The sequence below is a fragment of the Novosphingobium sp. DS6-6 genome, assembly GCF_057784975.1.
This window is the reverse complement of sequence record NZ_JBYNTS010000013.1, coordinates 36,029-48,817: the sequence shown is the minus strand read 5'-3', so window position 1 is coordinate 48,817 and position 12,789 is coordinate 36,029. Positions and strand designations below refer to the sequence as shown.

Sequence of the window (12,789 nt, the reverse complement as noted above, 5' to 3'; positions counted from 1 at the left end):
TGGCACAGGACAACGGCTGCGCCGCGCCCGGCCAGAAGGACCCCAAGTTCGCCCTCATGCACGGTTTTGCCAATCCCGCCCGTTTCCTGCGTCTCGCCCGCTGGCTCATGCCGCTGCTGCTTGGGGTGGGCGTCGTGCTGGCGTTCGGTGCCTTGGCCTGGGGCCTGCTGATCGTGCCGCCCGATCGCCTGATGGGGCAGACCGTGCGCATCCTGTTCATTCACGTGCCCTGCGCCTGGTTGGGCATGGCCGGGTGGAGCACGCTTGCCATCGCCAGTTTCGTCGAACTGGTCTGGCGCCATCCGCTGGCAGCGATCGCCGCGCGCGGGGCCGCGGTGCCGGGCGCCGCGTTCACCGCGCTCTGCCTGATCACCGGATCGATCTGGGCGCGGCCTACCTGGGGCACCTGGTGGGTGTGGGACGGCCGGCTGACAAGCTATCTGATCCTGCTCTTCCTCTATTTCGGCTATATCGCCCTTGCCGGGGCCGCACAGCGCGATGCGGCGGCCGGCGATGGCGCCGGCCGGGTTGCGGCGATCTTCGGTCTGGTGGGGGCGATCAACATTCCGATCATCAACCGCTCGGTGGTGTGGTGGAACAGCCTGCACCAGCCCGCTTCCATCACGTTGGGCAAGTCTTCGATCGATGCCGTGTTCCTCTGGCCGTTGCTGATCAGCGCGCTGGGCTTTTCCTGCATATTCGCGGGGGTGGTGCTGGCGCGCATGCGCATGCTTCTGGCCGATATCCAGGCCGAGGCGCGCCTGCGCCGCAAGGCCATGGCCTGAGCCGGGACGGAACCGACCTTCATGCACGAACGGCTCGACCAATGGCATTATGTGGCCGCCGCGCTGGCCATCGGGGTGGTGGGAACGCTGCTGCTCGTGGCGATCTCGCTCTGGTCGATGCGGCGGGCCGAGGCGCGCCGCGATGCGGTGCGCGGCAAGCGGAACGACCAGGCATGAGCGCGATCAAGGCCAAGCATCAACGGCTGGTTTTGCTGGCGATCGCGCTTGTGGTCCTCATCGGCGCGGGGCTGCTGGCCGCATGGGCGCTTTCAAAGCAGGCAAGCTATTTCTATGTTCCCAGCGATCTCGTCGCGCATCCGCCCGAGCCGGGCCGCGCCGTGCGTTTGGGGGGCATGGTTCAGCGCGGCTCGATCAGGACCATGCCCGATGGCGTGACGATCACGTTCGTGGTGGGCGATGGCAAGGCCAGCGTGCCGGTGCGCTATTCCGGCATCACGCCCGATCTGTTCGTCGAGGGATCGGGGGTCGTGGCCGAGGGACGCATGGAGGGACGGACTTTCGTGGCCGACAATCTTCTGGCCAAGCATGACGAGAAATACGTCCCGCGCGAAATGAAGGACATGACGGCCGCCCAGGCCAAGGCCGTGGTGGCGCAAACGCAATGATTGCCGAACTCGGTCTTGCCGCCCTGTGGATGGCAGCGGCCCTTGCCGTGCTGCAACTGGTGGCCGGCGCTCTGGCGCTGCGGCCGCAAGGCGCGGCGATGCTGGGGGTGGTGCGCCCGGTGGCCATGATGCAAGGGCTGCTGGCGGGCCTGGCCTTTTGCGCCCTGATCTGGCTCTTCGTCGTCACCGATCTGTCGGTGCGGCTGGTGGCCGCCAACAGTCATTCGGCCAAACCCCTGATTTTCAAGATTGCCGGTACCTGGGGCAACCACGAAGGCTCGATGCTGCTGTGGGTCGCGATCATGAGCCTGGCCGGTGCTTTCGTGGCGCTGGTGGAAAGGCGGCTCGCTGAAAAGACGTTGATGGCGACGCTTGCGGCCCAGGCGTTCGTCAGCCTGGGCTTCTACGCGTTCCTGCTCGTTGCCTCCAATCCCTTTGCCCGTCTGGCCGAACCCGCGGCGGAAGGCGCCGGACTCAATCCGCTGCTGCAGGACATCGGCCTCGCGTTTCACCCGCCCACGCTTTATGTCGGCTATGTCGGGCTGTCGGTCGCATTCAGCTTTGCCGTGGGCGCGCTCGTCACGCGTGACGTGGGGCCCGCTTTTGCCCGGGCCATGCGCCCGTGGGTGCTCGGCGCCTGGATATTCCTGACGATCGGGATCACCGCCGGTTCCTATTGGGCCTATTACACTCTCGGCTGGGGCGGCTGGTGGTTCTGGGATCCGGTGGAAAACGCCTCGCTCATGCCATGGCTGGCGGCAACCGCGCTGCTGCATTCGGTTTCCGTGCTGGCAGCGCGCAATGCCCTGCGCGCCTGGACGGTGATGTTGGGCGTGATCGCCTTTTCGATGTCGATGGTCGGCACGTTCCTGGTGCGCTCTGGCATTCTCACCTCGGTCCATGCTTTTGCCGTCGATCCCACGCGGGGCAGCTTCATCCTGGCACTGCTGGCGATCTATATCGGCGGGGCGCTGCTGCTGTTCGCACTGCGGGCGGGCACCGTGACGGAAGGGGCGCGGTTCGCTTTCGTCAGCCGCGAGGCAGCGCTGGTGTTCAACAACGTGATGCTCTGCGGCATTCTCGGCATCGTGCTGGTGGGCACGCTCTATCCGCTGCTGACAGAGGCATTCGGAGTCAAGGTTTCGGTGGGGCCGCCCTATTTCAACCCGGTTTCGGCCATGTTCGCTTTCCCCATGATAGCGGTCATGGCGATAGGGCCGCTGTTGCGCTGGAAAGATGACCATGGCGGGCGCGTGGCCCCGGTCATGGTCGTGCCCGCCTTGCTTGCCGTGGGCGTGGCGGGCGCTGCCTTTGCCAACGGCGTCCACACCCTGCCGGCGCTTGGTCTGGGGCTGGGCGCCGGGCTTGCGCTCGCCAGCCTGCTGCCCTTGCGGGCGCGCGCCTTGCGCCGCACGCCGCTGCCGATCTGGGGCATGGTCGTCAGCCACTTCGGCCTTGCCGTGGCAGTCACCGGCATGGCCAGCGAAAGCGCGTTCTCGATCGAAAAGCTTGCCGCGCTGACCCCGGGGGAAACCCGCCAGGTCGGCCCCTATGCCCTCACGCTCGACCGCATCGATCCCGTGGCCGGCCCTAACTGGACGGCGCTGCAAGCCACGGTTTCGGCCCGCTATGCCGGGGGCGGTGCGGTGCTGCTCGTGCCGCAGGCCCGGGTTTTCGCCAACCCGCCGGGAACCCGCACCGAATCCGCGCTCAAAACCCGCTGGAACGGCCAGCTCTACGTGGTGCTGGGGGAAGAGGCCGACAACAACCGCTGGCAGATGCGCTTCTGGTGGAAGCCGTTCGTACCGCTGATCTGGCTTGGTGGCCTGCTGGTGGGACTGGGTGGGGTGCTGGCGCTGATCGGCCGCGTGGCGCGCGATGTGAAGCGCCTGATCGCCATCGACAAGATTGCCTTCCGCCGCGAAAGGCAGGGCCGGTGAGCGCGGCGGACAGCGCGGGGCGGGACAAGCCCGGGCGGGGCAGGCCGGGCTTGGCGCTGTGGCTGCCGCTGGCGCTGTTCGGCGGCTTCCTGGCGCTGGTGGTCTACGGGCTGCTGCGCCCGGACAATCGCGAGGTGGCCAGCGCGTTTATCGGCAAGCCTGTCCCGGCGTTCGATCTCCCCCCGGCCAGCGTCGACAGGCCCGGCCTTTCGAGTGCGCGTTTCGTGGGGCAGCGGCCGCGCCTGCTCAACATCTTTGCTTCGTGGTGCGGCCCCTGCGCCGTGGAGGCACCGCAGCTGGCAAAGCTGGCGGCCCTGGGGGTCGAGATCGACGGTGTGGCCATCCGCGACCGCAAGGACGATCTGGCGCGCTTTCTGGCGGCCAACGGCAATCCCTTTGCCCGCATCGGCCAGGACGATCTATCCAAGGTGCAGATGGGCATCGGCTCGTCCGGCGTTCCGGAAACCTTCGTCGTCGATGCCCGCGGGGTGATCCGCTATCAGCATATCGGGGCGATCATGCCTGATGACGTGCCGATCATCCTGGGCAAGCTGCAGGAGGCGGCGCAATGAAACGACTTCGTTTCATTATTCCGGCCATGGCCGCGACTGTCTGTTTTGTCCGGCCGCTGGCCGCGCAGGACAGCATGCCGCCCGCGCCTTACGCCTATCGCCAACTGCCCGATCCGGCGCAGGAGGCCAAGGCGCAGGCGCTGATGGAAACGCTGCGCTGTCTCAAGTGTCAGAGCCAGTCGATCGCCGATTCCGATGCATCGATGGCGGGGGACATGCGCAACGCAGTGCGCGTCCGCATCGCCGCGGGAGAGGAACCCGAAGCGATCCGTCAGTGGCTGGTCGATCGCTATGGCGATTATGTGAGCTATGCCCCGCAGGTAAAACCGCTGACCTGGCCGCTTTTCGCCGCGCCGCTCGTGTTCCTGGTGCTTGCCGGCCTGCTGCTGCGCGGGCGCTTTCGCCGCAGTGCGTCGGGCAAGAACGTCTCATGACCTGGATCGCCATCCTCGGGCTGGCGGGGGCCGTCTTCGCCGCGCTGGTATTGGTCTGCCGCCTGCCGCGCCGCGGCTGGGAAGTGGCGGGTGCGGCGCTGTTGTTCGGCCTGGCCGGCTATGCCCTGCAAGGCCACCCCGGCCTGCCCGGCGCGCCCACGCCCGATACGGAAAGCCCGGCCGTTGCCGACGCCGCGCTGCTCAAGGAACGGCAGCAGATGGGCAATGCCTTTGCCAAGGGGCGCAGCTGGTTGATCCTGGCCGATGGCCTGACGCGCCAGGGTCAATACCGCGCGGCGGCCGATGTGCTGGGAAGGGCGGCGCGCGAAAACCCGGACGACGCCGATATCGCGGTCGCGCTGGGCAATGCCCTGGTAGACCACAGCGAGGGGCTGATCACCCCGGCGGCGCAATATGCGTTTCGCCGGGCGGCCGCGATCGATCCCGCCCATCCCGGCCCGCCGTTTTTCATGGGGCTGGCGCTGGCGCAATCGGGCCGGCTGGCCGATGCCCGCGCGATGTGGGCCGATCTCCTGGCACGCTCGCCGGCCGATGCGCCCTATCGCCCCGACCTGACATTGCGCCTGGCGCGGCTCGACCAGATCCTGGGAACAGCCGGCAAGGCACCCCCCGCGTTGCCCGTTCCGGCACCAGGGCCAGGCGCCGGCGGGCCGGCGAGCCAATGAAAAGTCGGGAACCGCATGCCACAGCCGGCGGTTTGGGCACCATTGCTTCAGATCGGGCGCGGGTGCTAAGCGCCGCCCCGATTCGACCCTATTGCGGGCCGGATGCAGAAATGGGGCCGATGCGGCCGGGGGCACGTTTGCCATGAAAAATGCCGCGGATGATGCCTTGGGGGCGACTGGATCTGCCGGAAATCCCGATGCCTCCAATGCCGTCTCTCCTGCCGGAACGCAGACCGACGGGCATCGTCCCGGCCATGGCCAGGCTGGCGTGGTCAAGATGGCTGTGGGCGCGGTGGGCGTGGTGTTCGGCGATATCGGCACCAGCCCGCTCTATGCCTTGCGCGACACCTTTGCCGGGCACCATCGCCTGCCGCTGGACCAGACGCACGTCTACGGCATCATCAGCCTGATGTTCTGGTCGATGATGATCATCGTGACGCTCAAGTACGTTTCGGTGATCATGCGGGCCGACAACAAGGGCGAGGGCGGCAGCCTGGCGCTGCTGGCGCTGATCAACCAGCATACCGCCGGCAAGCGCTGGGGACGCGGCATCGTTCTTCTGGGCGTGTTCGCCACCGCGCTGTTCTATGGCGATTCGATGATTACCCCGGCCGTTTCGGTGATGGGCGCAATCGAGGGACTGGCCGTCTACCAACCCAGCCTGCAACGCCTGGTCGTGCCGATGGTGGTGGCCATCCTGATTGCCCTGTTCCTGATCCAGAGCCGCGGGACGGCGCGCGTCGCCACGTTCTTCGGCCCGATCATGCTGGTCTATTTCGCCACGATCGCGGTGCTCGGTGCGGTCAGCATAGCCTTGCTGCCCGGAGTGATCGGCGCGCTGTCGCCCCATCATGCGGTAACGATGTTCGCCGCCGACCCGTTTCGCGGCTTCCTGGCCATGGGCGCGGCGGTGCTGGCTGTTACCGGGGCCGAAGCGCTCTATGCCGATATGGGCCATTTCGGCCGCAATCCCATCCGCGTTTCGTGGCTGGCCCTGGTGCTGCCGGCCCTGGTGCTGAACTATCTGGGCCAGGCTTCCTTGCTGATGCGCGAGGGGCAGGCCGCGCTGGTAAGCCCGTTTTACTACCTTGCGCCCGACTGGTTCCAGTGGCCGTTGCTGATCATCGCCAGCCTTGCCGCGGTGATTGCCAGCCAGGCGGTCATATCGGGTGCCTTTTCCGTTACCCAGCAGGCTATCCAGCTGGGCTTCATTCCGCGCATGACGATCCGCCACACCAGCACATCGGCCGGGCAGATCTATATTCCGGTGATCAATTCGGCGCTGATGGTGGCGGTGATCCTGCTGGTGCTGATGTTCCGCCACTCGTCGAACCTGACCGCAGCCTATGGCATTGCCGTGACCGGCGCGATGATGATCGACAATCTGCTGCTGGGCGTGGTGCTGATCAAGCTGTGGCACTGGCGCCCGATGCTCGCCGCCAGCCTGCTGGCGTTGTTCATGGCGATCGACCTTGGGTACCTGGGCGCCAATCTCACCAAAATTCCCGACGGCGGCTGGGTGCCGCTGGTCATGGGCGTCACGATCTTCACGTTGCTCACCACGTGGTCACGCGGGCGGGCGCTGATGCGGGCGGGCATGGCCGAGGGATCGATCCCGCTCGAAGTGTTCACGAAATCAGCCCACTCCAGCGCCGCGCGCGTGGCCGGCACGGCCATCTTCATGTCATCGGCATCCAACGGCGTGCCTTCGGCGCTGCTGCACAATATCAAGCACAACAAGGTTCTGCACAATCGCGTCATCATTCTTACGGTGCAGATCCAGGACGAACCCTATGTCGATCCGGAGCGCCGGTCGGACGTCAAGGATTTCGGCAACGGATTCTACCGCCTCACGCTGCGTTTCGGCTTTCTTGAGGAAACCGACGTGCCGGCCGCGCTCAAGACCATCACCACCTGCGGCGAACCGTTCGACATGATGAAGACCAGCTTCTTCCTTTCGCGCCAGACGCTGATCCCTTCCGACAAACCCGGCATGGCGCTGTGGCGGGAAAAGCTTTTCGCCTGGATGCTGCGCAATGCGGCCAGCGCCATGGAGTTCTTTCGCCTGCCGACCAACCGCGTGGTGGAACTGGGCAGCCAGCTACGTATTTGATCGCTAACGGTCCGGATGGTTTGTTGCTGCTTGCGCAGCGCCTGCGAACCTGCAAGATCGGGTTGCTTTTTCGCGCTACAGGAGGGGCAGATCGCGCATGAACGAAGCCGATATCCTGCGCGATATTCTTGATGCGCAACTGGACATGGTTTGTCGTTTCACTAGCGAGGGCACCATTCTTTTCGCCAATCCGGCCTATGCGCAGACTGTGGCCCAGCCGCGCGAAGTGCTGATCGGGCGCAACGTCTGGGATTTCATTCCCGCCAGCGAACATGCCGGCATCCGCGCCGAACTGGCGCAGCTTACCCTCCAGAATCCTGCGCGCACGATCGAGAACCGGCTGGAGCTGAGCGACGGCAGCGTGCGCTGGACCCTGTGGCGCAACCATGCCCTGGATTTCGACGAAAGCGGGCAGTGGCTGGTGGCCCAGTCGACGGGCATCGACATCACCGAACGCAAGAACCTGGAAGATCGGCTGCATCTTCTGGTGGAGGAACTGAATCACCGCGTGAAGAACACGCTGATGGTGGTGCAGGCCATGGCCTGGCAATCTTTTCGCGGCAATCACGCCCCGGCCGATGCGTTGGAGAATTTCAACGCCCGCCTGCACGCCCTGGCCGCGGCGCACACGATTCTGAGCCGGGGGCAGTGGGCCGGGGCGCCGCTGGCCGACGTGGTGCGCCAGGGCTTGACAGTATGGAGCGGCGGGGAACCCCGCTGGGGCAGCGCGCAGCGCGTGACCGTTTCGGGGCCGGATCTGCGTCTTGCCGCCGCGCCCACGGTATCGCTGGTGATGGTGCTGCACGAATTGGCCACCAACGCGATCAAGTACGGCGCCTTGTCCAACGCTGCCGGCAACGTGACGATCCGGTGGGCGGTTGAAGAGGATGGGGATGTGATGCTGGAATGGCACGAGGAAGGCGGACCGCCAGTGGCGCCGCCCACGCGCAGCGGTTTCGGCACGCGGTTGATCCGCGATGCGATCACCCGCCAACTGGCCGGAGAAGCGGCGCTGGATCATGCCGTCAGCGGTCTGGTAGCGCGCTTCGTCCTGCCTGCCCCGCTGTTCGATCCCGTCGGCCTTGCGCCTGGCCCCGCTGCCGTGATCGACAGGACGCCATGAACGAACCTTCCATGCCTTTTCTGACCGGGCGCCGCGTGCTGGTGGTGGAAGACGAATTCATCGTCGCGGCCATGCTGGCCGACCTGCTGGAGGACGAAGGCGCCGATGTGATCGGGCCACTGGCCAGCCAGGCAGAAGGATTGGCGGCAGCACGCGACCAGACCATCGATGTGGCGGTGCTGGATTGGAATCTCAACGGTGAACCGGGTGCGCCGGTGGCGCGCGCCTTGCTGGAGCGGAACGTGCCTTTCGTGATCGCCACGGGCTATGGTGCGGTGGAAGCCGAATTTGCCGCCGTGCCGGTTCTGCCCAAGCCCTATGCGCCGGCTACGCTGATGAATTGCCTGGCCGCCCTGCTACGATCGTGACTCTGGCGTCGTGAAGGGGGCCGTCAACGCGCAGCAGCGATGACGGCCCATCATGCTTGCGGTTGCGCGGGGTTACTGCTTGAGCGTGTCAGACGCTTCGTCGGCGCCCTGCTTCACCCGGTTGCCGAACTTGTCGGCAGCGGTGTCGGCCTTGTCTGCAGCCTTGTCCAGCTTGCGACCGGCATCGTCGGCGGCTTTGTCGGCCGCCCGGCTGGCGTTGTCGACGGCCTTGGACGCCGCATCGGAAAGGTTGTCGGCGGCCTTGTCGGCCGCGCGGCCGGCATCCCGGGCGGCGTTCTGCGCGTCGTCTGCGGCGGAACCGGCCGCGGCGGCGGTCTGGTCCTGGGTCTTTTCTGAACAGGCGGCAAGGCTGGCCCCGGCCAGCAGCAACGCGGGAACGGCAAGGAAAGTACGGCGCATGAGACGGTCACTCCCATTGATGGTGATTGATCTGGCCAACGCCGGGTGACTGTGCCGGTTCCCCGGCCGGGGTGCGCGCTAATCGTGCGGGGTGGTGGTTTCGGCCTCTTCCACGGCCTGTTCGCTGCCCAGCCCGTGGCGCAGCAGCATGGGAATCTGGGTGAACGTGAACAGAAACGACAGCGCGCTGACGCCCCACAGCTTGGCGGAAAGCCAGCCATCGAACGTCAGGACATGGCGCAGCACTTCGTTGAGCACAGCCAGGAACAGAAAGAACCAGGCCCAGTTGCGCGAAAGCTTGCGCCAGCCTTCGGCATCGAGCCCGTCGAACGCGCTTTGCAGCAGCAGGCGCAGCACGGCTTTGCCGCGCGCCAGGCCGATGAACAGCCCGCCGGCGAACAGCAGATAGATCACCGTCGGCTTGATCTGGATCCAGAACGGATCGCCCAGAAACACCGTCAAGGTGCCGAAACCCAGGATCAGCGAGGTGGACAGCCACAGCATGGGCGACACCTTGCCCAGCCGCCATTTCGATACGATCAGTGCCACGACCGTCGCCGCCATGAACGCCATCGTGCTTTTGGTGATCGCCAGCACCGCGCCCAGCCCGGCATCGGCGGCCTGGCCTGGGCTGAAATGGCGATAGGCCAGGAAGAACACGAGCAGCGGCCCGTAATCGACCGCCAGATTGATCCATGAAGACCGGGGTGCCGCTTTGCCTTGCGCCGTGTTCATTGAAATACCCCTGCAATCACCTTGGCCACCAGATCGGGATCGAACGGGCGAAGGTCGTCGATGGTTTCGCCAACCCCGATGGCGTGAATCGGCAGCCCGTACTGTTCGGCCGCGGCAACCAGCACGCCACCCCGGGCCGTGCCGTCAAGCTTGGTCATGATCAGGCCGGTAACGCCTGCCACGTCCTTGAATATCTCGATCTGGGAAAGCGCGTTCTGTCCATTGGTGGCATCGAGCACCAGCACCACGTCGTGCGGGGCCTGCGGGTTGAGGCGGCCGAGCACGCGGCGTACTTTGGCCAGTTCGTCCATCAACTCGCGCTTGTTCTGCAAACGGCCGGCGGTGTCCACGATCAGTACGTCGGTGCCCGCCTCCGTGGCGGCCTTGACCGCATCGAAGACGATCGAGGCCGGATCGCCGCCTTCCGGACCGGTGACGACCGGAACGCCCAGCCGGTCTGCCCAGACCTTGAGCTGTCCGATCGCCGCGGCCCGGAACGTATCTCCGGCAGCCACCATCACCGAATAGTCCAGTTCCTGAAACAGGTGCGCCAGCTTGGCGATCGTGGTGGTCTTGCCCGAACCGTTGACCCCGATCACCAGGATTACCTGGGGCCGGGGAAAAGCCACGATATCGAGCGGCTTGGCCACGCCGCGCAGGATCGCGGCGATTTCGTCGGCCACCGCGTTGCGCAGGGCGAGATCGTCGAGCCCGGCCTCGAACCGGGCTGCGGCCAGCGTGTGGCGCACGCGGGCCGCGGCGCGCGGTCCCAGGTCCGCCATGATCAGCGCGTCCTCGATCTCGTCAAGCTGCGCATCGGACAGGCGCGTGGCCCCGCCAAAGCCCGCCAGGCTGCCGGCCAGGCGTTCCGACGTCTTGCGCAGCCCGCCGATCAGGCGGTCCGACCAGCTGTCGCTACTCATGCCAGCATTCCTTCTTCGATTCCCCGTGGGGTGAGCGTGACGAGGCTGCCGGGCGTGGTGCCCGGGGGCAGGCGATAGGGCGCGAAATCGGGGCCATGGCCGGTGCCGTCGCGTTCGGCAAGCACCTGGGCCTGCCGGCCTACCAGGCCTTGCAGCCAGCCTTTGCGGTTCTGCGCCACGGCATCGCGCAACTCTGCGGCGCGTTCACGCACCAGCGGGGGTGGCACCTGCGGCATGCGCGCAGCCGGCGTGCCTGGCCGGGGCGAATAGGGAAAGACATGGCCATGAACGATACCCGCTGCGGCCACGATCGACAGGTTGTCGGCGTGCATGGCCGCATCCTCGGTCGGAAAGCCGGCGATCAGATCCGCGCCGATCGCGATGTCGGGCCGGCGCGCGTGCAGGGTTTCCACCAGCGCGAGGGCCTGGGCCCGGGTGTGGCGGCGCTTCATCCGCTTGAGCACCATGTCTGCGCCCGATTGCAGGGAAAGATGCACATGCGGCATCACGCGCGGTTCGTGGCACAGCAGATCGAACAGCAGCGGGTCGATTTCCACGCCATCGACCGAGGACAGCCGCACGCGGGGCAAAGCGGGAAACGCACGGAGGATCGCGGCCACCAGATCGCCCAGGCGGGCAGGCTCGGGCAGATCGGCACCCCAGCTGGTCAGATCCACGCCCGTCAGCACCACTTCGCGCACGCCATGTGCGAGATGCCCGGCCAGCGTATGCAGAACCTGCGCGACGGGGATGGATCGGCTGGCGCCGCGCCCGGCGGGAATGATGCAGAACGTGCAGGCATGATCGCAGCCGTTCTGCACCGAAACGAACGCGCGCGTGTGCCGCTCCGAAGGCGCCGCGGGCAGGGCCGGGGCCGGCACCTGCCAGCGCGCGGGATCGAGCTTGGCCGCGTTGGGCACGATCCCGTCCACCTCGGCCATGGCCGCGAAACCGGCGGGATCGATCGTGGCGGCGCAGCCCGTCACCAGCAGGCGCGCGTCGGGATGGTCCCGCCGGAGGCGGCGCACGGCGCGGCGTGACTGGCGCACGGCTTCGGCCGTAACGGCACAGGAATTGACCACGACCGTCGGCGTCGGCGCGGCGGCCAGCAGGGCGCGGATCGACTCGCTTTCGGAGAGGTTCATGCGGCAGCCCAGCGTGACGACCTCGGGCAGGGGCATGGTGGCGAAATCGGGCAAGGCGGCCAGCGTCAGAGCGGATAGAGCGCGTCGTCGAAAGCGCCTTCGAAACTGGTGGTGGCAGGGCCGGTCATGATCATCGGCCCCCCTTCCGGCCAATCGATGCGCAACTGCCCGCCGGGCAGGTCCACCGCCACGCTGCGGCCCACCAGCTTGCGCCGGATCGCGGCCACTGCCGTCGCGCAGGCGCCGGTTCCGCAGGCGCGGGTAAGGCCCACACCGCGTTCCCACACCCGCAGGGCCAGATGGTCGGGGCCGATCAGGCTGGCGACGTTGACATTGACTCGTTCGGTGAAAACCGGATCGTTCTCGATCAGCGGGCCAAGCCGCGCAAGATCGACCGTTTGCGCATCGGGCACGAAGAATACGGCATGAGGATTTCCGACGTTGACCGCCACCGGGTTTTCCAGCGTCTCCCAGGCAAGCGGCATCATCAGCGTATCCATCGGATAGGCAAGGGGGATCGCATCCCAGGCGAACCGCGGGGCGCCCATGTCGACAGCGATGCCGGCATCGGTGGCCTGCGCTTCGATCAGGCCGCCACCGGTCTCAATGCGGGTGCGCCCGGATCGTTCGGCGCCCAGCAGCAGACCCACCGCCCGGCTGGCATTGCCGCAGGCGCCCACTTCGCTGCCATCGTGATTGAACACGCGCATCCGCAAGTCAGCGAGAGTTGATGTCTCCAGCACGATCAATTGATCGCAGCCGATGCCGGTGTGGCGATCGGCAAGCGCACTTGCCCGCGCGGGCGAAAGCGGCAGCGCGCGCGCGCGGGCATCGATCACCACGAAATCGTTGCCCAGGCCGTGCATCTTGACGAAAGGAATGCGCATGGCCGGCGATCTAGGCGCCAAAGGCCCCATGC

The 12,789-nt window shown here is 66.6% G+C and carries 15 protein-coding genes; 10 read left to right on the top strand and 5 right to left on the bottom strand.

Annotated elements, in window-relative coordinates; all coding sequences use genetic code 11:
• The first annotated feature begins 56 nt into the window (after nucleotides 1-56).
• The 10 genes from ccmC (at nucleotide 57) to AC3EDY_RS14020 (ending at nucleotide 8,647) form a co-directional block, all read left to right on the top strand.
• Nucleotides 57-785 carry a heme ABC transporter permease CcmC gene (ccmC, locus tag AC3EDY_RS14065; RefSeq protein ID WP_488573163.1) on the top strand — a complete coding sequence of 243 codons (729 nt, stop codon included), beginning with the start codon at nucleotides 57-59 and terminating at the stop codon, nucleotides 783-785.
• Between the two features lie 21 nt (nucleotides 786-806).
• A complete protein-coding gene (locus AC3EDY_RS14060; RefSeq protein ID WP_488573128.1) occupies nucleotides 807-962 on the top strand; it encodes a hypothetical protein in 156 nt (51 codons plus the stop codon).
• Nucleotides 959-1,411, top strand: coding sequence for a cytochrome c maturation protein CcmE (gene ccmE / locus AC3EDY_RS14055; protein WP_488573127.1), 453 nt, complete (start codon nucleotides 959-961; stop codon nucleotides 1,409-1,411). Before AC3EDY_RS14060 ends, ccmE begins: the two co-directional genes overlap by 4 nt.
• Nucleotides 1,408-3,351, top strand: coding sequence for a heme lyase CcmF/NrfE family subunit (locus AC3EDY_RS14050; protein ID WP_488573126.1), 1,944 nt, complete (start codon nucleotides 1,408-1,410; stop codon nucleotides 3,349-3,351). The genes ccmE and AC3EDY_RS14050 overlap by 4 nt, the downstream gene beginning before the upstream one ends.
• The gene (locus AC3EDY_RS14045; protein WP_488573125.1) at nucleotides 3,348-3,923 is read left to right on the top strand and encodes a redoxin family protein; all 576 of its coding nucleotides are present in this window, start codon (nucleotides 3,348-3,350) and stop codon (nucleotides 3,921-3,923) included. Before AC3EDY_RS14050 ends, AC3EDY_RS14045 begins: the two co-directional genes overlap by 4 nt.
• Nucleotides 3,920-4,357: a cytochrome c-type biogenesis protein gene (locus AC3EDY_RS14040; RefSeq protein WP_488573124.1), complete on the top strand. Its 438-nt coding sequence runs from the start codon at nucleotides 3,920-3,922 to the stop codon at nucleotides 4,355-4,357. Before AC3EDY_RS14045 ends, AC3EDY_RS14040 begins: the two co-directional genes overlap by 4 nt.
• A complete protein-coding gene (locus AC3EDY_RS14035; protein ID WP_488573123.1) occupies nucleotides 4,354-5,043 on the top strand; it encodes a tetratricopeptide repeat protein in 690 nt (229 codons plus the stop codon). Before AC3EDY_RS14040 ends, AC3EDY_RS14035 begins: the two co-directional genes overlap by 4 nt.
• A gap of 142 nt (nucleotides 5,044-5,185) precedes the next feature.
• Nucleotides 5,186-7,156: a potassium transporter Kup gene (locus AC3EDY_RS14030; protein WP_488573122.1), complete on the top strand. Its 1,971-nt coding sequence runs from the start codon at nucleotides 5,186-5,188 to the stop codon at nucleotides 7,154-7,156.
• Nucleotides 7,157-7,253: 97 nt separating this feature from the next.
• A complete protein-coding gene (locus tag AC3EDY_RS14025; RefSeq protein WP_488573121.1) occupies nucleotides 7,254-8,279 on the top strand; it encodes an HWE histidine kinase domain-containing protein in 1,026 nt (341 codons plus the stop codon).
• On the top strand, nucleotides 8,276-8,647 hold the full coding sequence (locus tag AC3EDY_RS14020; protein ID WP_488573120.1) for a response regulator: 372 nt from the start codon (nucleotides 8,276-8,278) through the stop codon (nucleotides 8,645-8,647). The genes AC3EDY_RS14025 and AC3EDY_RS14020 overlap by 4 nt, the downstream gene beginning before the upstream one ends.
• Before the next feature lie 72 nt (nucleotides 8,648-8,719).
• On the opposite strand, the gene AC3EDY_RS14015 is transcribed toward AC3EDY_RS14020, so the two are convergent.
• The 5 genes from AC3EDY_RS14015 to dapF form a co-directional block, all read right to left on the bottom strand.
• Nucleotides 8,720-9,067 (bottom strand): hypothetical protein, encoded by a 348-nt coding sequence (locus AC3EDY_RS14015; protein WP_488573119.1) that lies wholly within the window; start codon nucleotides 9,065-9,067, stop codon nucleotides 8,720-8,722.
• A gap of 78 nt (nucleotides 9,068-9,145) precedes the next feature.
• A complete protein-coding gene (locus AC3EDY_RS14010; RefSeq protein ID WP_488573118.1) occupies nucleotides 9,146-9,802 on the bottom strand; it encodes an inner membrane-spanning protein YciB in 657 nt (218 codons plus the stop codon).
• The gene (gene ftsY / locus AC3EDY_RS14005) at nucleotides 9,799-10,725 is read right to left on the bottom strand and encodes a signal recognition particle-docking protein FtsY (protein WP_488573117.1); all 927 of its coding nucleotides are present in this window, start codon (nucleotides 10,723-10,725) and stop codon (nucleotides 9,799-9,801) included. The genes AC3EDY_RS14010 and ftsY overlap by 4 nt, the downstream gene beginning before the upstream one ends.
• Nucleotides 10,722-11,906, bottom strand: a complete 1,185-nt coding sequence (locus AC3EDY_RS14000) for a MiaB/RimO family radical SAM methylthiotransferase (protein ID WP_488573162.1) — start codon at nucleotides 11,904-11,906, stop codon at nucleotides 10,722-10,724. Before AC3EDY_RS14000 ends, ftsY begins: the two co-directional genes overlap by 4 nt.
• A gap of 29 nt (nucleotides 11,907-11,935) precedes the next feature.
• Entirely contained in the window at nucleotides 11,936-12,757 is an 822-nt protein-coding gene (gene dapF / locus AC3EDY_RS13995; RefSeq protein WP_488573116.1) for a diaminopimelate epimerase, read from the bottom strand.
• Nucleotides 12,758-12,789 lie beyond the last annotated feature (32 nt).